21 protein-coding genes are annotated in these 24658 nt (G+C 39.7%); 15 read left to right on the forward strand and 6 right to left on the reverse strand.

Annotated features, from left to right (window positions below):
* Positions 1–3 precede the first annotated feature (3 nt).
* From pseC to ACVA53_RS14150, 11 genes are all read left to right on the forward strand, one after another.
* Positions 4–1167 carry a UDP-4-amino-4,6-dideoxy-N-acetyl-beta-L-altrosamine transaminase gene (gene pseC, locus ACVA53_RS14100; protein ID WP_446505409.1) on the forward strand — a complete coding sequence of 388 codons (1164 nt, stop codon included), beginning with the start codon at positions 4–6 and terminating at the stop codon, positions 1165–1167.
* Positions 1167–1862, forward strand: coding sequence for a pseudaminic acid cytidylyltransferase (pseF, locus tag ACVA53_RS14105; RefSeq protein ID WP_446505410.1), 696 nt, complete (start codon positions 1167–1169; stop codon positions 1860–1862). Before pseC ends, pseF begins: the two co-directional genes overlap by 1 nt.
* A complete protein-coding gene (gene pseG / locus ACVA53_RS14110; RefSeq protein ID WP_446505411.1) occupies positions 1859–3400 on the forward strand; it encodes a UDP-2,4-diacetamido-2,4,6-trideoxy-beta-L-altropyranose hydrolase in 1542 nt (513 codons plus the stop codon). Before pseF ends, pseG begins: the two co-directional genes overlap by 4 nt.
* A complete protein-coding gene (pseI, locus tag ACVA53_RS14115) occupies positions 3397–4446 on the forward strand; it encodes a pseudaminic acid synthase (protein WP_446505412.1) in 1050 nt (349 codons plus the stop codon). Before pseG ends, pseI begins: the two co-directional genes overlap by 4 nt.
* A 12-nt stretch (positions 4447–4458) precedes the next feature.
* Positions 4459–5805, forward strand: coding sequence for a polysaccharide pyruvyl transferase family protein (locus tag ACVA53_RS14120; protein ID WP_446505413.1), 1347 nt, complete (start codon positions 4459–4461; stop codon positions 5803–5805).
* 83 nt (positions 5806–5888) lie between these two features.
* Positions 5889–7304, forward strand: a complete 1416-nt coding sequence (locus tag ACVA53_RS14125) for a hypothetical protein (protein ID WP_446505414.1) — start codon at positions 5889–5891, stop codon at positions 7302–7304.
* A 9-nt stretch (positions 7305–7313) separates the two neighbouring features.
* Positions 7314–8768, forward strand: coding sequence for a hypothetical protein (locus ACVA53_RS14130; RefSeq protein ID WP_446505415.1), 1455 nt, complete (start codon positions 7314–7316; stop codon positions 8766–8768).
* A 24-nt stretch (positions 8769–8792) separates the two neighbouring features.
* Positions 8793–10550, forward strand: a complete 1758-nt coding sequence (locus tag ACVA53_RS14135; RefSeq protein ID WP_446505416.1) for a hypothetical protein — start codon at positions 8793–8795, stop codon at positions 10548–10550.
* An 87-nt stretch (positions 10551–10637) separates the two neighbouring features.
* On the forward strand, positions 10638–11033 hold the full coding sequence (locus tag ACVA53_RS14140; protein WP_446505417.1) for an adenylyltransferase/cytidyltransferase family protein: 396 nt from the start codon (positions 10638–10640) through the stop codon (positions 11031–11033).
* Positions 11034–12161: a CDP-glycerol glycerophosphotransferase family protein gene (locus ACVA53_RS14145; RefSeq protein WP_446505418.1), complete on the forward strand. Its 1128-nt coding sequence runs from the start codon at positions 11034–11036 to the stop codon at positions 12159–12161.
* 172 nt (positions 12162–12333) lie between these two features.
* Positions 12334–12969, forward strand: coding sequence for a hypothetical protein (locus ACVA53_RS14150; RefSeq protein ID WP_446505419.1), 636 nt, complete (start codon positions 12334–12336; stop codon positions 12967–12969).
* On the opposite strand, the gene ACVA53_RS14155 is transcribed toward ACVA53_RS14150, so the two are convergent.
* On the reverse strand, positions 12946–14109 hold the full coding sequence (locus ACVA53_RS14155) for a CDP-glycerol glycerophosphotransferase family protein (RefSeq protein WP_446505420.1): 1164 nt from the start codon (positions 14107–14109) through the stop codon (positions 12946–12948). The genes ACVA53_RS14150 and ACVA53_RS14155 overlap by 24 nt on opposite strands.
* Before the next feature lie 65 nt (positions 14110–14174).
* On the opposite strand from ACVA53_RS14155, the gene ACVA53_RS14160 reads away from it, so the two are divergent.
* Positions 14175–15107, forward strand: coding sequence for an NAD-dependent epimerase/dehydratase family protein (locus ACVA53_RS14160; RefSeq protein WP_446505421.1), 933 nt, complete (start codon positions 14175–14177; stop codon positions 15105–15107).
* Positions 15108–15176: 69 nt separating this feature from the next.
* On the opposite strand, the gene ACVA53_RS14165 is transcribed toward ACVA53_RS14160, so the two are convergent.
* Positions 15177–17084 carry a polysaccharide biosynthesis protein gene (locus ACVA53_RS14165; RefSeq protein ID WP_446505422.1) on the reverse strand — a complete coding sequence of 636 codons (1908 nt, stop codon included), beginning with the start codon at positions 17082–17084 and terminating at the stop codon, positions 15177–15179.
* Positions 17085–17254: 170 nt separating this feature from the next.
* Between ACVA53_RS14165 and ACVA53_RS14170 the strand changes: the two genes are divergently transcribed.
* The 3 genes from ACVA53_RS14170 to ACVA53_RS14180 are packed head-to-tail and all read left to right on the forward strand — an operon-like array spanning position 17255 to position 18677.
* A complete protein-coding gene (locus ACVA53_RS14170) occupies positions 17255–17827 on the forward strand; it encodes a sugar transferase (RefSeq protein WP_446505423.1) in 573 nt (190 codons plus the stop codon).
* Between the two features lie 18 nt (positions 17828–17845).
* A complete protein-coding gene (locus tag ACVA53_RS14175) occupies positions 17846–18370 on the forward strand; it encodes an elongation factor P hydroxylase (protein ID WP_446505424.1) in 525 nt (174 codons plus the stop codon).
* A 40-nt stretch (positions 18371–18410) separates the two neighbouring features.
* Entirely contained in the window at positions 18411–18677 is a 267-nt protein-coding gene (locus tag ACVA53_RS14180) for a YfcL family protein (RefSeq protein ID WP_255044120.1), read from the forward strand.
* A gap of 1011 nt (positions 18678–19688) precedes the next feature.
* Here the strand turns inward: ACVA53_RS14180 and ACVA53_RS14185 are convergent.
* The 4 genes from ACVA53_RS14185 to ACVA53_RS14200 all read right to left on the reverse strand — a co-directional run bounded on the left by ACVA53_RS14185 (position 19689) and on the right by ACVA53_RS14200 (position 23970).
* Positions 19689–21911, reverse strand: a complete 2223-nt coding sequence (locus ACVA53_RS14185) for a YjbH domain-containing protein (protein ID WP_446505425.1) — start codon at positions 21909–21911, stop codon at positions 19689–19691.
* Positions 21912–21913: 2 nt separating this feature from the next.
* Entirely contained in the window at positions 21914–22795 is an 882-nt protein-coding gene (locus ACVA53_RS14190) for a capsule biosynthesis GfcC family protein (protein WP_446505426.1), read from the reverse strand.
* Between the two features lie 11 nt (positions 22796–22806).
* Positions 22807–23508 carry a YjbF family lipoprotein gene (locus ACVA53_RS14195; RefSeq protein ID WP_446505427.1) on the reverse strand — a complete coding sequence of 234 codons (702 nt, stop codon included), beginning with the start codon at positions 23506–23508 and terminating at the stop codon, positions 22807–22809.
* A gap of 156 nt (positions 23509–23664) precedes the next feature.
* Positions 23665–23970: a hypothetical protein gene (locus ACVA53_RS14200; protein ID WP_446505428.1), complete on the reverse strand. Its 306-nt coding sequence runs from the start codon at positions 23968–23970 to the stop codon at positions 23665–23667.
* Positions 23971–24658 lie beyond the last annotated feature (688 nt).

Here is a 24658-nt window from a genome sequence, read left to right on the forward strand (position 1 = left end):
ACAATGATCCCATACGGTAAACAGGAAATTAGCCAAGGAGACATCGATGCCGTTATTGATGTTCTGAAATCTGATTTTCTGACACAGGGGCCTCAGGTCCCTGCTTTTGAAAAAGCACTAACGGATTATACCGGTGTCTCTCATGCCCTGGCGGTAAACAGTGCAACGTCTGCATTGCATATTGCTTGTATGGCATTGGGCTTGGGCGATGGTGACTGGCTGTGGACTTCACCGATAACCTTTGTCGCGTCAGCAAACTGTGGTTTGTACTGTGGTGCTCAGGTTGATTTCGTCGATATCGACCCTGACACATACAATATGTGTCCCGAGGCGCTGGCAATAAAACTCAAGCAAGCTAAGCTCGAAAATCGCCTGCCTAAGATTGTCGTGCCTGTTCACTTATGTGGTCAACCTTGTGACATGGCCGCGATTAAAGCGCTATCTGAAGAATACGGCTTTGCCATTATCGAAGATGCCTCACACGCCATTGGTGGGCGCTACCTAGATACAGTGATTGGCAACTGTGAGTACTCAGATGTCACTGTATTCAGCTTCCACCCAGTGAAGATTGTCACCACGGCGGAAGGGGGGGCTGCATTGACAAACAATGCTCAGCTTGCTGACAAAATGGCACTTTTCCGTAGCCACGGGATCACCCGCGATGATGCGTTGATGACCGAGCCATCACACGGCGGTTGGTATTACCAGCAAATTGAGTTGGGCTACAACTACCGTATGACCGAACTTCAGGCGGCATTGGGTGTTAGCCAAATGGAGCGGCTTGACGATTTTGTCGAGGCCCGCCATCGCCTGGCTGAGCGATATAATGACAGGCTTGCGAGTTTACCAGTGGCTCGTCCGTACCAGTTGCCGGAAACCTACTCGGGCCTGCACTTATATGTGATCCGTCTGGAGTTGGACAAGATCACCCTGTCTCATCGTGAAGTCTTCAATGCACTGCGCGAGAACGGTATTGGCGTTAACTTGCATTATATTCCAGTCCATACCCAGCCTTACTATCAGGCTATGGGGTTCAAACAAGGGGACTTCCCTCGTGCCGAATCCTACTATAGCGAGGCGATTTCACTGCCGATGTTCCACCTGATGACGAAGGATCAGCAAGATGAAGTGGTGCGAGTACTGGCCAAGGTATTGGAGTTGAAGTAATGCGTGTAGCTATCATTCCTGCCCGCGGTGGAAGTAAGCGTATTCCCCGAAAGAATATCAAACCTTTCTTTGGACAGCCGATGATCGCCTATTCGATAAAAGCAGCCCGGGAATCGGGCTGTTTTGATCGGATCATTGTCTCAACAGATGATCAGGAAATCGCTGATGTCGCCAAGCAGTACGGTGCAGAGGTGCCATTCATCAGGCCGACAGACATCTCAGATGATCATGCCACCACCATGGATGTGATTCAGCATGCCGCATCATGGTTGGTTGAATCAGGATGTCAGCCGTCGTACATCTGCTGCATTTATGCGACTGCACCGTTTGTGCGGGCTGATAAACTGGCTGAAGGATTGGAGTCTGTCACACCGCCGGGCGTTGATTATGCATTCAGTGCAACGACCTTCCCGTTTCCAATTCAGCGCGCCTTGAAGGTAACGGCAAAAGGGACAGTATCGATGTTCATGCCCGAGCATCAAAACACCCGCTCGCAAGATCTGGAAGAAGCTATTCATGATGCCGGCCAGTTCTACTGGGGGACATACGAGGCCTTCTGTGAAGGTCGAGCGATATTTTCTGAACATAGCATAGCGATTATACTGCCAAGAATTGAAGTGCAGGATATTGATACACCGGAAGATTGGGATACCGCTGAAGGCTTGTTCGCGCTGATGGAGAAAATTCGGTCATGAATATTGTGATTCGTGCTGACGCATCTCTTCACATCGGCAGCGGTCACATTATGCGCTGCTTGGTTTTGGCCGATGAGCTCACTTGGTACGGTCACCAGGTTCACTTTGCTTGCCGCCCGCAGGCCGGAGATATGATTGATTACATTCTGTCCCGTGGATACGGTGTCTATCAGTTGAGTACTCCGCAGCACTGGCAGGCACCTCTGCACTCAGCGGATTATGCCGCTTGGCTTCAGGTGAGCCAACAGGAAGATGCCGACAGCTTTATTGCTATGGTTGATCAGCCTGACTGGGTGATAGTTGATCATTACGGTATTGGCAAAGAGTGGGAAACGGCTATCAAGGTAGCGATGGACTCCCGGGTAATGGCAATCGATGACCTTGTCCGGGAGCACGACTGCCACTTGCTAATGGATCAAACTCTGGCCCGTGGTGTTGAAGAATACCGCCCTGCAGTGAACCCGGAGACTGTAATCTTGGTGGGTTGTGACTATGCCCCGATGCGTAATCAGTTCAGTGCTCTTAGGGTGCGTGCTCTAGAAAGGGCAGAAGATATGTCAGCACATCGAATATTGGTGAGCATGGGGGGGATTGACCAACCTAACGCGACGCTGAGCGTCTTACAGGCCCTGATGGTTTCAGGGTATTCAGATATAAAGGTTACCGCACTCCTGTCACCCAAGGCTCCGCATTACCTTGCCGTTAAGCAGTATACCGAGAGCTACCCTAGTATCATCACACATATCGACTTTGTTGAAGACATGGCTGGACTGATGCTTGCGCATACTATCGCGATTGGTGCACCGGGAACAACCTCCTGGGAAAGGGCTTGCCTCGGCCTACCGAGTATTATTGTTCCGTTAGCGGAGAATCAGCAAACAATTAGTCATAATCTCAATGAAGCCAAGGTAGCGATACCGATTGAAGTTGAAGATATTGCTGATCAACTTGATGCGGGCATCGAACGTATCATCACAAATTATGATAATTTCCGAGAAAATGCCTTTTCAATTTGTGATGGCTACGGAGCAAAACGTGTCGCTAGCGTGATTTCATCCTTTGATCAAATAAAGGGTGGCGAGCAAATCATTCTGAGAAAGGCCTGCCACGATGATATAAAGCAAGTTTACGATTGGCAATGCTTACCCGAGACAAGAAAGTTCGCACTCAACTCAACTGTTCCATCTTGGGAAGAACATCGGAGCTGGATGAAAAAGCAGGTTGTGAATCCACATTGTCTATTTTACATCGCAGAAAAATATATAAATGGCGAGTTCTTTTCCGTTGGGGTGGTAAGGCTAAACCGACAAAAGAGTTGCTGTTACTTGATTTCTATTTTTGTTGATCCGCAATATTTTGGTCAGGGAATTGCCAGCCAATGTCTGTCAATACTTGATGATATCCACCCAGATATTGTAATCAACGCCACCGTACTGAAAGAAAACACGGCATCACAACGCTTATTTTCAAAAGCGGGATACATGCAGCTGACAGACGAAACCTTTCAAAGAAATACACAAACAGGTAAACGTAAATGAATAACTATATCACTATTGATGGCCGTAAAATTGGACCAGAACATCCGCCGTATATTATTGCCGAGCTTTCGGCAAACCATAATGGTGATATAAACCGTGCATTCGCCATTATGGAAGAAGCGAAGAAAGCAGGGGCCGATGCCATTAAGTTGCAGACTTATACCCATGAGACCATTACTATCGATTGTGACAGTGAGGATTTTCAAATCAAAGGTGGGCTGTGGGACGGACAGACGCTGTATGAACTGTACAAAGGTGCGCATATGCCATGGGAATGGCATGAGCCTTTGTTTAAGAAGGCAAAAGAGCTTGGTATCACGATCTTTAGCTCCCCATTTGATTTTACCGCTGTAGACCTGCTTGAAGAATTAAATGCGCCAGCATATAAAATTGCCTCTTTCGAGCTGATTGACTTACCTTTGATTGCTCGAGTGGCACAAACAGGTAAGCCAATGATCATGTCTACGGGCATGGCCAACGAAGAAGAAATCGCTGAAGCCATCAAAACAGCAAAAGATAATGGTTGTCAGGAGCTTGTCGTTCTTCACTGTGTGAGTGGCTATCCTGCACCAGCCGATCAATATAACCTCCGAACGATTGCTGATATTTCAGAGCGATTCGGCGTGTTGTCAGGGTTGTCAGATCATACGATTGACAATGCGACTGCAGTAGCATCCGTGGTACTTGGTGCGAGCTTGATTGAAAAACATGTAACGATGGACCGAAACGGTGGTGGTGCAGACGATAGTTTCTCTCTTGAACCGCATGAACTTGCACAGCTATGTAAAGATGCAAAAACCGCTTGGCAGGCACTGGGTAAGGTCAACTATGAACGTACTGAAGCTGAAAAAGGTAATGTGAAATTCCGTCGTTCATTGTATGCCGTTAAGGATATCGCGGAAGGTGAAGAGTTGACGAGTGAAAACGTGAAAAGCATACGCCCAGGCTTAGGTTTAGAACCCAAGTTCTATGAGCAAGTGATAGGGAAAAAAGCGAAAATAAAACTAATTAAAGGTACTCCATTATCATTTGAGCTTTGCGAATAAGGGAAGTTTATTGTGAAAAAATTTTTCATGAAGGAATATCCATATATAAAATGGCTTGCAAACAGAAAAAAAATTGAAAAAGATTTGAAAAATGAAATTAGACTTCAAAACAAGAAAATTGAAAATCTAAGTTTAGAGTTTGCTTCATTAGAAAATAAGCAAGAGCAAAAAGTTAAAAATGCATTGAATTCAGTTATTAATAAACTTTTAGACTTAGAAAGTAAAAATAAAATACTTGAAAACAAGCTAAAACAAGATGAACTTGATAAGTTAAATAATTTATTGATATCTGGTGAATATAAAAATATTATTCTCACGACATATCCCGAGTTTTCAACGGGTAATGTTGGTGATGCAATGATCACCGATGCATTTGTAAAGCTACTAAAAGTTCATAATCCGGATTTTAATTTTTTACGTGTTTTCCGAGGACAAAGTTTAGAAGATTTGAATCTTGAGCATGTAAAGAATATCTTTGCTCCAGGATTTTCTGTTGCCCCAGGAACTTACCCAAAAAACTATAAGTTATTTGATAATATCGATGATTTAGATAAATTTAACTTTGTCCCATTTGGGTGTTCGTATCAGCATTATCTACCTGAGGATTCTTCATTTTCGTTAGAACGCTATAAAGAATCTGATATTAAATTCTTAAAGAATATATCTAATAATTATGGCTTGATTCCTTGTAGGGATGAAAAGATTAGAGTGTTGATGCAAGAGGCGGGTATTAACTCATATTACAGTGGGGATTTAGTTCTTTTTGATCCTGATGTCATAGGAAGCCAATACAAAGGTTGTAAAAATATAAAGTCAGTCGCGATTAGTGTTCAGCATAAGTCAAAATATACTAAGCAATCAATTGAACTATTAACTTTAATCCGCAATTATTTTTCAGACGATGTTAAAATATATTTAACATTGCATGGTGCTGAAAACGCAATTACGAGAAAGTTAGAAAAAATAGCAAAATCACTAAATATTGATACAGTATCACTTTATGGTGAAAGTAAAAATTTATCATTTTATGATAGTATAGACTTACATATCGGTTATAGACTTCATGGGCATATATATTTCTTACGGCAGCGTAAACCGTCTATTCTTTTAGTCGAAGATGCTCGAGCATATGGATTCTCGAAAACATCAGGTACAGCATATGGATGTTTTGATGCTATGGAAAAATTAACTGTCTCGGAAATGGCTACTAAAAAGATAATAAATTTCTTAGATTTACAAATTGAAGATTGTTTCAAAAGTTATATGGATGTTTTCAATTTTATCGACGATACGTATTACAAGATAGTAGAACCAAGATTTAAACAGATTTCAGAATCAACAAATGTGGTTCGCTATTAATAGCTTTTTGAAGACACTCCATCGCTTAGAAAGTGGTGGGGTGCTATATTCATAAGAAAATAAACACTCTTGGAAAAATAAAAGTGGAAAAAAAAGCAATAATATTAAGCTTACTACAGGATAAAAATATTGATATAAAACTCATCAATAATGTGATGAGTAACTTTAATTTGAATAAAAAAGAATTAAGTAAAGTTTTATCAAAATTTCATGTATCGAGAAAGAATGTAATAGAAAGAGCTGAAAGATATTATAAATTTGAAGATATGTATACCAAAGAGTTTTTATATATTTCTCTGCTTCAATTTTCTATTTTAAGTCCAGATGATAAAGAAGTATACAGGATTATCCACTTCACAAATAGATATGGAAATTCAGCATCTGGGTTAATTTCATCATTAATTTCAGTGTGCTCCATAAAACAGCTTGAAATTATCATTGATAATAAAAAAGATATCAAACAGGTTCATTTATTTAAAATATTTAAGAGAGCATTGCAACTCGGTGACAATAATCTTTATGATATTCATAAGGATTTGATATTAGAGCAGGAAAAACAAGATAAATTAGAGCTTGTAAGGCAGTATTACAGTCCTACAGGTATATCTATAGATAATATTGAAATTGCGTTTTCTAAGCAAACTGAGAAATATTTCAAAGATTATTTGGAGTTGTTTCCTTCTTTTAATGAAAGCTTTCCTGAAGGTAAATGTCTCTTTGACTTACGTTATAATAAAATGGCTCAAAGGATATTGTTTAGAAATTTGATAGCAGCAGTAAAAAAACAGATACCATTTTCTTTTGTGCGAATAAGTGACGGTGAGGCATATGCGTTCTCAGACTGTCCAAAGTTAAGTAAGAGGCAAGAAGTTCATTGGTGGGGAGAAGAACTACCCTTGGAATTAAGGCAAGAGATAAAAAGCGCATTTAACAGTATACTAGATTCGAAATTTAATCTAATAGGGATGCCATCACCTTATAAGTTTCTCCATTATGTAGATTATAATAATAACTCTTCAATAGATATTCCTCTTGATATGGAAGTTAAGGTGGTTAATAGGTTAGCTTTTACAACCAAGGAAATAATTAGTAGAGTTGAAAGTAATAGTATTTCAGCGGAGTATTTTACTGAAGATCAGATAAATAATGTTATCTTTAATAAAAATAGTATACAAAGATTGGTAAGACATTCAAAACGTTTGATTGTTATTTCTGGTTATAAATCAGAGGCTATCAAAGATAAAATACCCCATGATAATATTATTGTTAAAGAGATACCGACACATAGTATGTTAAAGGGTAAAACTGAAACAGTTAAAGCACTAAGGCCTTTGCCTTTTGTCTATAAAGAGGTTAACTCATGGATAGAAGGAAATGTTCAACCAGGAGACTTATGCCTTATAAGCGCAGGTTTTATAGGGAAAATATTCATAAGCAAAGCCTTTGCTAAAGGTGCTGTTTCTCTGGATGTTGGTCAATCATTAAAAGTTTATTTCTGAGATTAGAAAGTGATTAAGTTAATATATACCTTTTACAAAGGGTTAGTCGACTCGACAGCAGTAATTCAATATGGTCGTAATGTAAAGAATAGAGAAAGAAATATTGAATTATATCAACGGTTCTCTACAAAAAAAGGTTTACTTTATCTCCCGATTTTGCTCTTCAAAGAGGTTATAAAGAAGAGAGTAAAAAAAATCAATTTTTCATTTTCAGAGGTTATATATGCTGGGCATACAAAAAACAATTTAAAAGAATTTGAATGCTTCCATAATTGGTGTAATGGGATTCTCGATGATAAAGATGCCGCCCAAAATATAAATAATATCGTAAATGCTGATAATATTGGTTTTTTCAAAAGAAAAGATAAAAGTATTATTATAAATGCTATTCTATCTGTTGTAATATTTATATCGTTCTTTACCAATAAAATAACCCTTAATCAGACATCATTAACCTATGCTCTAGAATATACTAGAAATTTCCTGATTTATTATAAGGCCATGAAATCTCAAAAAGGGTGTTTGCCAACATTACTTGTTGTCTCTAATGACCACAATCCTAACTATGTGGCTGTATCTAGGGTATTTAAATTATTTGGTGTAAAAAGGATTTACCTTCAGCATGCTGCCGTATCGAAAATTTTTCCAAAACTAGATTTTGATTATGCTGTTTTGATGAATGAAAATAGTCAGCAAACATACAATAAAATTGGTAAATCAAAAGCTCAGGTTTTTACTATCTCACGGTTAGACAATTCGTTTAAGTTAGAAGATAAGAAATATGAAACTGATGAGATGTTGAATGTATGCCTTCTACCAACATCTATCCCATCACTTTCACACTTGAATAAAATTATTGAGGAGCTGGATAAAAATATATACATTAATAATATTTTTATTAAACACCATCCACGATTCAATGAGGTTGATAAAATTAATAGGAAAGCATTAGTAGTTAACTCTTTAGACACTATCAGTAATCATAGACTTATTTGTATTGCAGGGAATACGACAGCTGCGTTAGATTATGCTTTGCAGGGAGAGGAAGTTTACCAATGCTTTGCAATGGACGATATACCTGAAGATTATTATGGGTTTGTTCATAAGAAAATATGTAAAACTTTAAAAGTTAATGAGCTGAGCTCAACATTTTGGCTGCCCAATTTTAAAGCACCAGTTGATAGGCTTAAAGAATATTGCCCTCATCTTGCTGGCACCCATGAGTATTCTTTACAACAGTTAAGAGATTCAATAGCCATAGAAATGAAAGATTCAATTAGATTGAACAAAGAGGTTCTTTCTGAAAAGTCAACTAAATTCAAAGCTATTAATAATGAAATCATAACCATGCTAGGCAGCATGTCAATTAAAAATAGGTGCGCTGTAATTCATGCAATGAAGGAATCTGAAGCTATTTCATCTGACGAGCATATAATTTTAAACTACTTGCTTAATAAAAGCTGATAATTAAATTAGGATTAAAATAGCTTGTTAAATAAAATCATATCAATGGCAAAGCCGGCTAATCTATTTAATCATATTCTTGTTGATGATGTTGATGACGCAGTCAATATTGTTTTCATTCCACGTATATCATTCTGTAGAGTAAAAAAGTACTCTTTTGATATTATTGGTAATTTTAGATTAAAAGCTATCAAAACGAGTTATAGACAAAATAACTATGTCGTTCTCATCAATTTAGTCAATAAAAATATCGGCTTTCTTATTAAATCTCAACGGTCGGAAGATATTTTACTTGCTGCTCTTGCTGAGTCAGATGAGTTGCAACGAATTAAATTCATGATACTCGCTGTGTTAGCTGATACTTCATGCTTAAACAAAGTAACTTTTTCTGTTTTACTTTCAAAAATAGAAAATAAATCTTATTTATTATTATCATTGAGATCAATTGTTGATAACTGTAAAGAACAGAATGATTTTCAACGTTATGTTTTAAGTGTATACCTAGATTACAAGGTAGAAACATATCGATCTGCTATTGACTTTGATAGTTTAACAGCTAACCAGAAAGTTTTTTTATATTATATTGAATCAAAATACGAAGAACTTATAAGAATATACAGCTGTAACAATCTCAATAATCTGTCTAAGAGTAGTGTAAACTATATTTTTGAGGCTGCAGTTAAGTTAAAGGACTTTAAATTTGCAAGTAAGATCTTACAGCTTTTCAAAAAGTATTTATCAAATAAAAATATAAATGAATATTGGTTTGCTAAAGGGGAATTAGTTGAAGGTTTTCGTTCTATGCGTGAGCGAGATATGTCATCTGTTTTTAGACAAATCCTCGGGAGTAAATATATTCAAAGTCTTAGCTCTTTAGATGACAATGAAGCTTTACTTGTGCTTTCATCGTGGGGGCCTGGTGACGACATTCGTTATTCATCAATGTTCCCTGCGATCAAAGCTGCACATCCAAATGTCACTTTTTCATGTGAACCTAGGTTAGTATCACTATTTTCAAGAGTATATCAAGACATAAACATTACACCAGTATCTCGAACGAAACGTATTATGCATGAAAACTCATTTGACTTTAGTCATCAGCCACATCATAAAATTCATCATGTTCTTGATAAAAATAGTATTGGTCTTATGGCTAACTTTGACAGAATAACGTTGATGACCGATATGTTATCTGATTTTGTTGAACCAGGTGAAAATGCACAATTTTCAACAAAGAGATTTGAAATAAAAGACTTAAAAACAGAAAATATTATAAATTCATTTATTGATTCTTTGAAAGTAAAAAAAAGGCCTATTATAGGTATTTGTTGGCGGAGTATGGTTCAAAGTCATTCAAGAAATACACATTATTATAGCGTTGAGGATTTATCTGTATTATTTAAAATTCCAAACTGTGTTTTTGTATCTTTGCAGTATGATCATTGTATTGATGAAATTGAAAAAATTAAGACATTATACTCTACTGATATTTATATCCCTCCAATTGATCAACTGAATGATTTTGAGTCCGTGTTGTATTTGATGAGAAATTTGGACCTTGTTGTATCTGCTGGTACTGCTGTGCTAGAAATAGCAGGGCTATCAGGTATAGAAACGCTTGCTCTAACAAATAGTGAAGCTCAGAGGTATAGAGTTTATAATAATAAAGATCTTTGGTTTCCAAATATTAGCTATATACCAGGATGTATAGGTATGGATAGAAGTGAAGTCATTTCTAAAGTTGCAGATTCAATTTTAGAAAATTATACTGGTAATCAGTGACAAACAAGATATTCATTGCCTTGTGTTTCTTTTTATGTTGTGTGACAATAATATTAAGATTTTATTATAGAGCGGTGTGAGTAAGAAATGTCAAAAAGAATAATTACATTCGGAACCTTTGATGTGTTTCATATTGGTCATATCAATATTTTAGAGCGCTGTGCATCGCTTGGAGACACTTTAATTGTCGGAATTTCAAGTGATCAGCTCAATTTTTCAAAAAAGAATCGCAGTCCGATCTACGATCAAGAAAGCAGAATCAAGATCGTTCAGTCGCTTAAGTTTGTAGATGAAGTATTTATTGAGCATTCCTTAGAAAGAAAACGTGAGTACATTGAGTTCTATCGTGCCGATGTATTAGCTATGGGCGATGATTGGAAAGGTAAGTTTGATGAGTTAAATGATATCTGTGAGGTTGTTTACTTCCCAAGGACACCATCTATTTCAACGACAGAAATTATTGAAATTGCAAAGAAGTTTTAGATGATAAATATTAAAGGCCTTATCCATAAATTTATTGGCAATGTTATTGATCTTCTTTGGCCAAAAGAGAAAAATTCGGTCACACTTTATGCCTCTACAGGTGTTCTTGATGGTAACTTAGTTTGCATAGAAGCTTACTTTAAATACTATTACCCGGAATTAAAGCTAAATGTAATCCGCGGTAAAAATACTAGTGGTTTACTATCCAACTTATACAACTTGAAGCGTCTTTTGTCATCACCCATTTTGATTGTCGATCATGCTATTCCTCGATTTCTCACGAATAAAAGACGTAAAATCTATAATGTTTGGCATGGTATTCCATTAAAAACTATTCGTTATTTTGATGGTAAACGTTTTACGGATTCTTTTCTTGAGTTTGAGTCAAAGAATTTAGATGGACTAGTTTGCTCTTCCATGTTAGATATGGCTGTAATGTCTGCTTGCTTTCAGGTGCCGCCTAGCCGCTGTATACTTTCTGGTTTACCACGTAATGATCTCTTGTTCCATGAGACGCTAGACTGGTTCACAGATAGTAGTGACGAGTTACTAAAAAGAATGTTAAATGGAAGAAAACTGATCTCTTGGATGCCTACATACCGTGGTACATGGCATGAATTTAATGAGATAGCTGCTTTTTCTCATGAAGAAGAGAAGCTGTTATGTGATTTTCTAGAAGCAAATCACGCGGTATTCGGAATTAGGGCACATAAATTCAGTAAAATTCAGCCACTGCCACTCTTGGCTGAAAAGGGGCTATTAGTCGACCTTAATAAGTATGAATTAACTAATTCAGTATTGAAGCAAACTGATATTCTTATTACAGATTATTCAAGTGTTTGGATTGACTACGCACTGATTTCTTCAAATATTTGCCTTTATCTTTTTGATGATGAGGAATACGATGATGAACGAGGGACGATCTACCCTCTTGAGTCGGTTTTTCCGGGCAAAATCACGTATAAATTTTCAGAATTAATGTACTCATTGACAGACTTGGTTCAAGAAAGTAACGACAATATTCCAGTTGCATCAGATCTTTTTTTCAAGCACATTGATAACAATAATACTAAAAGGTTTGTTGATTATATTGTTAATCATACTGATACAATCTGTTTTGATAAATAAATTTATGAATAATATTAAGATTCAAAAAAAGTTTAGAGTAGTAAAGTCGAGGCTAGTTGAATTCGCCCTCATGTTCATGCACCTTTATTCTTTTTTTAGGTATACAATTGGTCTGCATATACTGCCTGCATCTATAATAATGTTGCTTTGTAAGTTCCTTAATATGGTAGTTATGTTTATCCCTTTAAAACTTCTTTTTGTTTTATCTGGGACAAAGAATATTGCAGCATTAGAAAATATTGAGTCAACAATAGGTAGAAATACTTATGTAATCCTGATGATAGCGCTCGTTGTTTTTCTTTATTTGTTTAATACTGCTTTGCAAGTTTACAAAGGCAAGATTATTAACAATGAATTAAAGAATATTGAGGTCAAAGCCTTTAATGTAAAGGGAAAGTCAATTCCCTATAAAGTAATTAATCGTACATTCCCGACATATTGTCAAGTGTTATCAGATATAATGCTTGTAGTATTTATAACTGCTTTGTTTTTTATTGTAAACTTGTCTTATGCTTTGTATTTTTCATGTGTAACTGGTTTGTATTTTATCATTGTGGAATATTGGGCCTTTTCAGATCATGAAACCAGGTTATTACGTAAGCTACATATCAACAACAAGCAGTTTATACATGCTTTTTCAGGGTTGTTCTACCTTGTAATGTTCATTGGTATCGCTATTGTTGTGTTAGTGAGCCAGCTCAACGTCTTAATAGCTATCATGATGTTACTCCTTGCTCGTTTGGCTAATGGCTCACTCAAATCTTTCTTTATTGGTCAGCTTTCTTTACGGTTTAACTATCTTTCTTAGTTCATTGGCTATTAACATATTTAAGTCCTGACCATGTGGTAGCATATTCAGGACTTCAGCTTTCTCTTTGGCTAAATTGTCACTACCGATTTCAAAAATATCGTTGAGTGATGTTATCTCTTTTCCCCATATCATATCTTCATAGCTAAATGAAAAACCAACCTCTTTTTTATATATTTCTTTATCGTATGGTATAAATCCGACAGGTTTATTAAGCATCGCAAAGTCACAGTATATACTTGAGTAGTCTGTGAGCAATGTATCAAATTGGTCTAAGTATTCAGTAATATCTTGTGCTTTATTTGAGTCAAGGTTAACTACATGCGGACTTAGGTAATCCACTAAATTAATTTCAAACTTTGGGTGTAGTCTTAGAAATATAATAGTATTATTTTCTGATAGCTGTAGTTCCAACTTTTCCTTGTCGTAACCTTCAAAAGGAAATAATTTAACATCGCTATATGGACGCCAAGTTGGGCTGTATAATATAAATTTAGTATTGCTATTTTTTCGGTAACTATCAATAAAGGTTGAACTACCGTTGGACATTGAGTCAAGGCGAGGTTGTCTAGCAACAAGAACTTGATTTTGTGTTACGCCAAACGCTTTACCAATATAGTCTGCAAAGAACGCGGAAGGGCTCAAGTAATAACTAATATTGGTACTCATTAGTTTATAATACAGTTTCTTTATCAATCCAGCAGATTGGTCCATTAGTCCAATATTCTTTATGGGTGTACCATGCCCAAGTTGGATTACCAAACGGTTATGATTCATGAATAAACCGCTGACAGGGGCATCCATTGTACTCATGATCCAGCAACTCGCCTGAAGAATATATATTTTATGTTTGATGCCTTTCGTCGATATAAAGTGACCGCCAAACTCGAGTTTAAGTTTGTTCCTTTTTTCATCATCATTGATAATGAACTTTACGTCGTACCCTGCTTTTTCAAAGTCCTCTTTATGGTTAATAAATAGGTACTTCGAATTGAAAGTGAAATCTTTATTTACGGTTGAATTAAAAATGATCCTTTTCTTTCTTTTGCCTAATATAAAAAAGAATGAAAGAAGAAAGCCAGAAGCTGCATCCGCAAAGCGTTGGAGAAGAAATTTATTTTTGTTGCTAATTGACCACATGATAACCACCAATTCACTTGATATACTAATATATCACAGAACATATAGCATTGAGAGAGTGGCTTTTGAAAAGGGTTTTGGTAACAGGTGGGAATGGTTTTATTGGCAAGGAATTAGTCAAATTACTGCAGGAAGACTTTTCTGTACGAGCATCTGTACGAAAGTTAGACGAAAACATCAGTGACATTTTTCCATCTTCAACGGATGTTGTTGCTACTGGTAATATTACAGATACAACTAATTGGGATGACGCACTTGCAGGCGTTGATGTTGTTATTCACTTAGCTGCTAGGGCGCACATTTTGGCAGACCCTTCACAGTCACCACTTGAATTATTTAGGCAGGTTAACTGTAAGGCTGCATTGCACCTTTTGCGTGAGGCGGCAAAACAAGGTGTGAGCCGCTTTGTTTTTGTCAGTAGTATCGGTGTAAATGGCAATGTTACCCACGGTATACCATTTAACGAGCAGCAAACACCAACACCTGTGTCTGATTATGCGATCTCAAAATACGAGGCTGAGCAGCAGCTCACGCTAGAAGCTAAGCGATTAGGTGTTGAATTAGTTATAGTTCGCCCTGCATTGGTATATGGTAAGAAGGCCCCGGGAAATATGGCAAGGTTGGCAAAGCTGGCTACGGTTTTACCTATTCTCCCTTTTGGTGCTGTAGCAAACAGTAAAAGCTTCGTCTCTGTTACAAACTTAGTGTCACTGTTGAAGTTATGCGCCTCTCATCCTGCAGCAGTAGATCAAGTCTTCTTGGCTGCTGATAGTCAAACCGTTTCAACTAAACAATTGGTTAATACGTTAGCGGAAGCTGCTGGGAAAAAAACGATACAGTTTCCTGTACCGGTAGCTGTTATGCGCTTTGCAGCCAAATTGTTGGGAAAAGGCGCAATAGCGAGCCAGCTGTTTGATGATCTCGAAGTCGATAATAGTAAGGCAAAGGAATTACTGGGGTGGGAGCTCAATGATGATCTTCACTCTACACTGAACTAAGGATCAGCTTGATGCATACATCCATATTGAATGCATGCATCCTGATTTTATCTATGTTTCGTATAGATATTACAGTTTGAGCTGTGTTACATCATGATAAAGGTGATCGTAAATCTCGCCTTCAGGGGTATAACCTGTAGGTGTGCTGAGAAGTATATTTCTGATATTTTGAAGATCTGTTGAGTGGCAGGCACTATCAAGTTGTTTTAGAACATCTTCCATTTCCGGCCAACTTAATTTTTCTTCCTTCGCTGACATGATTTTTGGATGCTCAGTACCGGTCACGTTATCACCAATCAGCAATTCTTCATAGAGCTTTTCTCCTGGTCTTAGGCCAGTAAAACGGATCTCGATGTCGCCATCACACTTTTCATGTTTCTTTTCAGTTAAACCCATTAGCTGAACCATGCGTTTTGCAAGGTCGAGGATCTTTACCGGTTCATCCATATCAAGTACAAAGACTTGACCATTATGGCCGATGGCTCCAGCTTGAATAACCAGCTGGGCTGCTTCAGGGATCAGCATAAAATAGCGTGTAATATCAGGGTGCGTGACAGTAATTGGTCCACCACTCTTTATTTGCTCACGAAATAGCGGCACAACAGAGCCTGATGAACCGAGTACGTTACCAAATCGGACCATAGTGAATGTTGTTGGGCTATTTGCATCTGCCAAAGCTTGGAGGACAAGCTCAGCCATTCGCTTGCTGGCCCCCATTACATTAGTAGGGCGAACAGCTTTGTCTGTAGAGATTAATACAAAATTACTCACACCTGACTTCATCGCAGCTTCGGCGGTAAACCAGGTCCCAAAAATATTATTACGAATACCTTCGACGGTGTTGTGCTCAACAATAGGCACATGTTTGTAGGCCGCTGCATGGTAAACAGTGTCTATTTGATATTTGAGCATCAAGTTTTGTAGCCGGTTTTTATGCTGTACCGATCCTAGGGCCGCAATAATAGGGATTTCTTGCTTGGTGAATTTGAGAAATTGCAGCAACTCGCGCTCAATCTTGTAAAGGTTATATTCGTTAAGCTCGAACAATAGGACCAGTTTGGGTTTTCTTTTTATTATCTGCCGGCAGAGCTCAGAACCGATAGAGCCCCCTGCACCTGTAATCATAACGGCTTTTGACTCAATACACGCCTTCATTAAGTGTTCTTGAGGTTCAATACTATTTCGACCGAGGAGATCAGCAATATCGAGATCTTTGATTTCCGTCAGGCTTGATTTACCAGAAGCAATGTCTTCAACGGAAGGAACGGATTGTATTTCTATCGGCCAGCTAGAGAGTCTTTCCAGTAATCTTAAACGCTCGCCTTTACTGATGTTATTAATGGCAAGAAGAAGTTTGACTGGGCGATAAAGGCTGTTCAGTTTTTCAAACTCACTGCTATGGTAAACCTTTAGGCCATATATAATGTTGCCGCATTTTAGGTTATTATCATCAAGCATCGCGACAGGGTGATACTCTGAGCCTTGACGCAGGGCATAGGCGAGTTCCCGGCCAGTAGAGCCTGCACCGTAGATCAGCACATGTGGTTTACCTTTTCTATAGTAGCGGTCGAAGTACATTCTAATCATGACCCGAGGCGCACCTAAGAAAAGTATGGCAAGGCCAGCGTAAATTGCTGGAACACTGCGATGAATGTATGAGTGCGTATAAAAGCTTGAGATAGCTAAAGCAAAAGCAGATAAAATGACAGCCAATGCAATATGCCCCAAGGCTGGGACAATCATGTAGCGTAAAACCGCCCTGTACAAGCCGAGCTTAGCAAATACGAGGAGTGTAACCAAAATCGTTGAAGCAAAGCTGATGAACTCCTCTGGGCCAAAGGGGATCATCACTTTTCCTGTTCGAAGAGCGATAGCTAGATACAAGGCAGCTGTTATTGCAATGAGATCATAACAGACGGTAACGACGCGCTTGGTGATGCGCTTGGCACTGAAAAGGCTTAAAACTGGTTGAAACATGATTCACACCCTGAGGATAGTGTCCTCATTCTAAACGCTAAATAAATGACTAGCTAGCCGTTCAGGTTACTTTCAAGAACTGTTGATTGAATTATGCGCTATTTGGTGCTTGCACTTGCTTCTGGTCATCCTTTAGACTTGCCTCCACAGAACATATAGGAACTAATATAATGCAATCTGGCTTATATCGGCTATTGGACTTTTCTTTCGCCCTGTGTGGCTTGATTTGCCTATCTCCGGTGTTAGTGATCGTTTATCTGCTTGGTAAACGTGATACTGGTCAGCCGATTTTTCGCCAGCAGCGAGTCGGTAAAAACCAAAAACCGTTTATCTTGGTGAAGTTTCGTACCATGCCGCTAGAAACGGTGTCGGTAGCCACTCACCTTGTTGATGCCAGCTCTGTCACCAAACTGGGGGCTTTTTTGCGTAGAACTAAGCTTGATGAGTTACCTCAGCTGATCAATGTCGTTAAAGGTGAAATGAGTTTGGTTGGCCCGCGCCCATGCCTGTTCAACCAAACCGAACTCATTGAAGCGCGTCAGCAGCGTGGTGTGCTGGACGTATTGCCTGGGATCACCGGCTTGGCCCAAATCAACGGCGTAGATATGTCGACCCCGGTGAAACTGGCTGAGATGGACCAGGAAATGATCTTAACCTTTAATTTAAAATCATACTTTGCCTATATTCTGCAGACGGCGATTGGTCGTGGGGCAGGGGATAGAGTGAAAAACAGTAATTCCTGATTAATCATGTAGAAAGAAATGCAACACAACAACGATGATATTATTGCGATTTTTAATCGCTGCTTTCTTGAAAGTTACAATACCGAGTTGATCCTCGGCGTTGATGAACCTGTCTATCAGCCTGCTGATGAGGATAGCGCCCACCATCGTGTCATCTTTGCCCGCGGCTATTTTGCCTCGGCCCTGCACGAAATTGCCCATTGGTGTATTGCCGGCCCCAAGCGCCGCTTGTTGGAAGATTATGGCTATTGGTATGAGCCGGATGGTCGCACAGCTCAGGCGCAGGCTGAATTTGAAATCGTCGAAATCAAACCCCAAGCCCTAGAGTGGATTTTGGCGGCGAGCTGCGGTTTTCGCTTTCAAGTCAGCTGTGATAACCTCAATGGCAGTTGTGAACCTGATAGGATCGGTTTCACTAACAAGGTTCGAGAGCAAGTGTTGCAGTATCTAGAGCACGGTATTCCAGATAGGGCCAAGCAGTTGTCGGAATCACTACGGGCCCATTATGGCATAGTGCCATTAGATCCAGTGATGTTTGAATAAGTCTGCATAACGAGCAGCCAATAGCCAAAGAATGAAGATTATGATCCAGCAATACGAAGAAAAGTTGTTAACCTTGATTGACCAGATGGTAGAAACGGCCTCAGACGATGAACTGTTTGCCGGCGGTTACCTACGTGGACATATCTCGCTATCTGCCGCTAACTGTGAACTCGAAGGGACATCGAGCATTGAAGTGATGGATGCTAAGGTCGTTGAAAGCATGGCTGATGCACAGTCTGAGCTCAACCCTGCCGATCAGTTGATTGTCAAAGCGATGTGGCAACAGCTCCAGCTGCAAGCTAGGTAATATAATAGACTTGCGTTAAGCAATAAAAAAATCGGCATCTAGGTGCCGATTTTTTTACTTAAATCAATATAATCTGTCGATATCAATCATTCGTACTTAAATACTTACGCTTATAGTCTGATGAACGTGCGAATATGACAGTTGGTAAGATCACAAGCACTAAGCCAGCTGCAAACATCAAATTCTCATTTTCTAATAATTGGTAGCAACTGGTAATAAACACAGCCAGCACTGCCAGTAGATTCGTGTAATGTACCAATGGATGGTTCACTGAAAAGCGTGCATATGCCCTGAACATGCCCTTTCCCTCTTCTTGTTAGTTTTTTGTCGTCAAAAAAATGTTTTTAAGAATTGTGTTGTCAAACTATTGACAATCTTGTTATTTATTTATGATAGCTGATAAATCCCACCAATGTGTGCCACCGGAATAACTTTTCGGGCAATGTCACATTATTGAGACTTGGTGTGATTGAAGTGCATAAAAAAGTACGCATCATAGTGAGTATTGGTTTTTTTAATCAATAACTTACACTGATTGTTTTGTTATGCATTGTGCCTATATTTGTAGGTTTTAGAGCATTTAAATGTGTACTTTTAGTTGTTGGAGTCACTTAATGGCCATGAAATTGGGTTGAAAACTGAACCGTTTTTTTGCGCGGTGACGGTAATTTGGCACGCGAGTGCAAATACTTGATCAACGACTTATCCAGGTTGGTACTAGGTGTCTCAGTGACGGTATTTCTGATGGAAAATGGTCTCCGTTGTATTGAGTCAATTCAATAACTGGGAGTGCATAAGGGCATAGAGCTTGTCACGATAAGGGAAAAAGAGGACCAGCTATTTGTACACGGCTTTTTTGTCTTCATTTTTTCAGCTGTTAGAAAAAGAAAACCCCACTCACATTTGTGACTGGGGTTAACGTTGCTCTTTTGCTTTTGCTTTTGCTTTTGCTTTTGCTTTTGCCTTTGCCTCTAGCCTATGGCCACTCGCCTCACGCCTTGCTTCTTCCGCCTAGTGCCCTGCCTTTCTCCCATACCACGGATACCTTGCATCCGTTACACCAAACAATTGGTATTTCCGGCTTAGCATCTGGCCGCCATCTCGGGTCAACGGTAACCAAGAAATGGTCGCACGATTAGTACTTGGCTTAACGGTCATCACATCGAACGGAATCGAAATGTAGAAACCTTTGGTGTAGCTACCTTCACCGTATTCATCGGAAGACAAATCTGTAAAGGTGGCAAAGGCACCGGCGGTAATTCCACTATCAAATTGTTTAGAGAAGTCGACAGTGACACCAATATCTTCAGTTAGGTATTGGCCCGCGCTAACCTTGAATAAAGTATTTGGTAGCCAATTCCATTGTGGTTGGTAGTAACCAGTAACATGACCAGTCATCGCCCCCGTTTGAACGCGATATGGACGATTAGTGATTGGGTCAAATTGATCTTCCTCGGTAAAGAAACCGAAGGCAGAATCAGGATCGCGCTGTACGACATAGTTGACATCCATACCGACAGCCCAGTTTGCGCCAAGCGGGCGATACAACACTTCGCCACCAACACCACCAAACATCATTTCAAGGTAACCACCATACGCTTGGCTGTACCAGTCATCGCCTAATTTATCCATCCAAGTAAGCTGCAAGTTATCCAGACGAACAGGGTTATCGCTGATGTATTGGCGAACCAGAGTACGAACACGCTTCAAGTCTGTGCCATCAGGCGGCACGTCGTACAAGAACTGGTCGTAATTATCATAGATATTGAAGTAAATTGAACCACCAAGCTCAACATTGTCGGTAAACCAGTAGTTTGCACCTGCATTGATACCGATGTTGAACATGTAGAAATCTTCTGACCCACCAATAGATTGCTGCAGAGTAGGGGAAATATTGACATCCCAGTGTTTGCTTGGCTCAGCAACCAGCGTACCTTCAGGCTTATTGGGTACAGATACCGAACTGCTATCTTCAATGGTCGCGCCGATGTACTCAACATTGGCAACTTCACCGAATTTTTCGGCATCGATACGGGTTTCGGTAATTGCTTGACGGTTGCTGGTTTCAATTAACCGATACTCAGCAACATCAGGGCCTCGGTTGGCGAGCACCGTCGCAGCACGCTCATGTGCCTCATTGCGATTGCGGTATTTATTCTGATCGGCACTGACCGTCACACTCTTATCATTGTAGTGAATAGTCGGATTCTTATAGCCCGCAATAGTATGCAGCTCGTCAGCAAGAACCTGCCATTCCGCATTGGTCAGCTCACTTTTAGTTGCATGGTGGTTTTCACCGCGAGGCGTATAATTTGGCGCCGGCTCGTCTTGCCATCCAGACTTCAAGGTATTGAAGTTGGTGTATAGATTAAACCCAAAGGTCCAAGTGTTTCCGCGCTCATAACTTAGACGTAAATCGCCCCAATTGCCTACACGATAAAGTGCTCCATAGTTAAACTTGCTATCCTGTGGCATTTCAATTTCACCACGGGTGACAGGGTAGTCGCTAGTATAATCGTTAGCGTCATATTCCAGTTTAAACCGAAGTGGTTCCCAGGGGCTTTGATACTCTATGCCGCCATAAATTGACATCGGCCCACTAAAAAAGTTATCGAAGTTTGCCGTACCCCACTGTCCACGAATTTCGCGCTCACAAAAACGGTCTGCTAAGTCACATAATGGGTTGCTGACATTGTCACTGTTACCCATGTATCCCCAAGCTACGCCAAGGGTAAAATCAACAGGCCCGAATTGTTTGTTGGCCGCAATAAACTCGCCATCAAATAGCCCTGTACCCCCGAAGTCTCGCACCCCAACGGCAACTTCAGGCAGCCAGTAACTTTCTTCCCACAAGCGAACCTTAAAGTCGATCCCCTTATCTGTGTATTTTGTATCGCCACTAAAATCAGGGTTGCCACTGTAGAGAAGATCTTGAACGATTGTGTAACGAATCGTTGCTTCAAACCAAGAGAAAAGTTGTAATGAGGCATTATAGTGATGGTATTCATTGTTATAAGTCGCACCGAAATTAAACTCACCCGTTGGATTCATACGTGCTGTAGGCATTTGCATCAAGCCGACGCCACCAAAATCAGACTGGGAAGGCTTTAATATTGGATAACTGAACTCATCGGCACTGGTTGAATATATAGGAAGTAGAGTTAAAGCAATTGCTGATAGCCTGAATAAATGATTAGGTGTTTTTACCGTGTGTTTTATGCCCTTATTTGTCATGATTACAGTACCTTGTTCCTTAGTAGGTCAATCATTTCTTCATTCAGTTTTTCATAGTCGGTTGGTAGACTGTTATAACCAATATATATGGTCGCACCCGGCGCAATATCCATGTGGTTTTTATTCCAGTAGGCAATAGGGTGCTGCTCTACTGTACCGTCAGGTTGAATGACTGCTGCAAAATCCTTTTGATGCCCCTCAATCAATGCTGTTTTAGCTAAGTATTGTTTTGCTGGTAGGCGAGGTCGCCATTCAAGCGATGTAGGCTTTTGAACCGCACCAATAATTAACACATTATTAGGACGATTAGGTAAATAGAGGTGATATTCGCCACTAAGAAAAGGGTTTAATTTTTTGTTTAGCCTAATGGCATCAAAATCAAGCGGGATAAACTGCCTCGAATAAAATATGTTATGGTTTATCCAGCGTTCATTGGCCCTAAGGCTCGCTTTTGCTGCAAAGCCAATAGGCTCTTTATCTACAAGCTGGTCGATCTGCTTCAGTACGGATGATTTGTTCTCAGGTGTCGCACTGTTAGTCAAACTGCTGCCTGGCCAATAAATGTTGTCAGCCCGTAGGCTATTACGCTGTAATTGCGTAGCAATATTATCGCTAACAATTTGACTCAAACGAGCAGGCTTGGAATAGTCTAAAGACCAAGCTTGAGATTTATCAGGGCTGTAAATAGTTACGCTCAATGCTTGTTCTGGTTGGTAGTTATTAGCCTTTGCAAAATGTGGTGTAAGCAGTAGAGCAACAAAGAAAAAAAACAGTGACGGCATAGCTTTTTGAATAGCGGCTTGAAAGGACTTTTGAGTAGTCTTTTGGGCTATTGGGTTGCTATGCTTTATGTGATCAGTGGTATAAAAGCTAAAAGCACTCACGGTCATCATTCCTAGTTAAATGGTTTAAGCTGGGTCAGCTCGATATAAGGCATGTTAGGCGCTGGCTTTTGTTTACTCTTTATAACTTGGCCATTACGTGAGTCGATCCACCAATGGTTGTCGAACGAGATATCCAGCAGGGGAATAGAGACATGCTCGATAAACTGCTTGCTAGGTTTTTCAGTACCGTTGATATCCAGAATATCGTCGGCTACATATGAAAACTTACTTTTGCTCGGGTAGCCAAAATGATATCCGGGCTGCCAATCTATGGTACGTTGCCATTGCGTTGGGGTAGAGGCTAAGTGCAACCCTTGCACCAGAGGGTCGACGCTATAGCTGTGGCTGCCAATTAAGTTGCCCTTTGGCAAATTAAGAGTTTTAACGATTCGGCCATTTTCCGTAATCAACATGCCTTTATCGGCTGACACCCACTTAAGTTGGGTATTGGTTGGAGTTGACGAGTCTGAGTTTGGCAAACCCTGTGTTTTTTTGTTTTCAGCAAAAGCCAATACCATAAAAGCTTGTGGGCCGTCCTCGACGCGTGCGTACATGCTGGCGTAGGGAAGTTGGTTGATTTCTTCTGCGCTTAAGGCGACATCTTTATCACCAAAAAAGGCAAGGTTAACGGTGTCGTTAACATCATTAAACTTCTGACTGCACCCAGTAAGCGTTAATAAGAGAAGTACTGCAGTGGAACAATGTCGAAACATGAAGGTAGCATCCAAATTGCTAAATAAAGATAAAGTAGAGTGGTTAGAATAAAATGTCAGAATCAGGTGGTAGCTGTTGAGTGAATTTTTGGTTAATTAACCGCGCTATAACGCGCGGTTAAACACAATCAACTCAAACTCTAGCTGTTTTAAGTATTACTGAGTTGCAGTCGCTGTCGTTGTGGTGCTGGTGCTGCCGCCTGAATCGGCAGCTGCAACACCAGCCACAGCCACTGCTGCACCTACTGCTACTGTTGTGGCTGTAATACCGCCAGCGGCAGCAGCAGAAGCACCAGCTGTACCTGCAGCAGCACCAGATGTTGATGCTGTTGTACCTGCAGTAGTTGCGGTAGATGAAGCTGTACTACCAGTTGTTGCGGCTGTAGAACCTGTTTCAGTTGCTGCGAAAGCTGTACCACAAAGTGATAGCGCCGCAATCATTGCCAAAGCTGCTTTTTTCATCCTATTCCCTTACTTGTTGGTCAAAATTAACAATTACGTATATAAAAATATCAATCAAGCGGTTCCCGCCTTCTATGCAATGATATTGCGATTAACACAAATCCGCAATGCATCTAGCTAATTGTCATAAAAGAGTTTTATGAATTCTTAAATGCAGGAGTGAAAAAAAGAGAGGTCACTCCCAAAAATAACAACGAGCTTGCCGATAAGAATAACTTAATGGGGGGAGGGAGGTGTGCCACTAGGATTCTTACACCGTTATGATGATTTTGAAAACTTATCAATACAAGTAAAACCCTTTAAAGTTAATTGCTTACGCTATTCGTTTAAGGTTTTCTGAAAGTAAGCTACAAAATTCATATTCCTATCAGCATAAAAAATGTGTAAAATCATCAATCATATTTGAAGGGGGAAACCTCATCATTTAAGTAGAAATTTGACATTTCGACGTAACAAACTTGCGGTAGTGTACCTTGCACTCGAAAATTGACGGTCATTAGGAACCACAACCTAAGGGCGGTAGCATGTCTAAACCACTCTGGTCGTTAAGCTGACCGTTGTATAAATTCGCAAAGTTTCTCTTGCTTTAACCCAGAACATCCGTTCGTCTTTAGCTGATAGCTGATAGCTGATAGCTGATAGCTGATAGCTGATAGCTGATAGCTGATAGCTGATAGCTGATAGCTGA

The sequence above is a fragment of the Photobacterium sp. DNB23_23_1 genome (assembly GCF_052873815.1).

Excerpts from the sequence above, each read along its gene's own strand:
- pseC (WP_446505409.1), top strand. The coding sequence starts at position 4 with ATGATCCCATACGGTAAACAGGAAATTAGCCAAGGAGACATCGATGCC.
- pseF (WP_446505410.1), top strand. The coding sequence starts at position 1,167 with ATGCGTGTAGCTATCATTCCTGCCCGCGGTGGAAGTAAGCGTATTCCC.
- pseG (WP_446505411.1), top strand. The coding sequence starts at position 1,859 with ATGAATATTGTGATTCGTGCTGACGCATCTCTTCACATCGGCAGCGGT.
- pseI (WP_446505412.1), top strand. The coding sequence starts at position 3,397 with ATGAATAACTATATCACTATTGATGGCCGTAAAATTGGACCAGAACAT.
- ACVA53_RS14140 (WP_446505417.1), top strand. The coding sequence starts at position 10,638 with ATGTCAAAAAGAATAATTACATTCGGAACCTTTGATGTGTTTCATATT.
- ACVA53_RS14145 (WP_446505418.1), top strand. The coding sequence starts at position 11,034 with ATGATAAATATTAAAGGCCTTATCCATAAATTTATTGGCAATGTTATT.
- ACVA53_RS14150 (WP_446505419.1), top strand. The coding sequence starts at position 12,334 with ATGTTTATCCCTTTAAAACTTCTTTTTGTTTTATCTGGGACAAAGAAT.
- ACVA53_RS14155 (WP_446505420.1), bottom strand. The coding sequence starts at position 14,109 with ATGTGGTCAATTAGCAACAAAAATAAATTTCTTCTCCAACGCTTTGCG.
- ACVA53_RS14165 (WP_446505422.1), bottom strand. The coding sequence starts at position 17,084 with ATGTTTCAACCAGTTTTAAGCCTTTTCAGTGCCAAGCGCATCACCAAG.
- ACVA53_RS14170 (WP_446505423.1), top strand. The coding sequence starts at position 17,255 with ATGCAATCTGGCTTATATCGGCTATTGGACTTTTCTTTCGCCCTGTGT.
- ACVA53_RS14175 (WP_446505424.1), top strand. The coding sequence starts at position 17,846 with ATGCAACACAACAACGATGATATTATTGCGATTTTTAATCGCTGCTTT.
- ACVA53_RS14180 (WP_255044120.1), top strand. The coding sequence starts at position 18,411 with ATGATCCAGCAATACGAAGAAAAGTTGTTAACCTTGATTGACCAGATG.
- ACVA53_RS14185 (WP_446505425.1), bottom strand. The coding sequence starts at position 21,911 with ATGACAAATAAGGGCATAAAACACACGGTAAAAACACCTAATCATTTA.
- ACVA53_RS14195 (WP_446505427.1), bottom strand. The coding sequence starts at position 23,508 with ATGTTTCGACATTGTTCCACTGCAGTACTTCTCTTATTAACGCTTACT.
- ACVA53_RS14200 (WP_446505428.1), bottom strand. The coding sequence starts at position 23,970 with ATGAAAAAAGCAGCTTTGGCAATGATTGCGGCGCTATCACTTTGTGGT.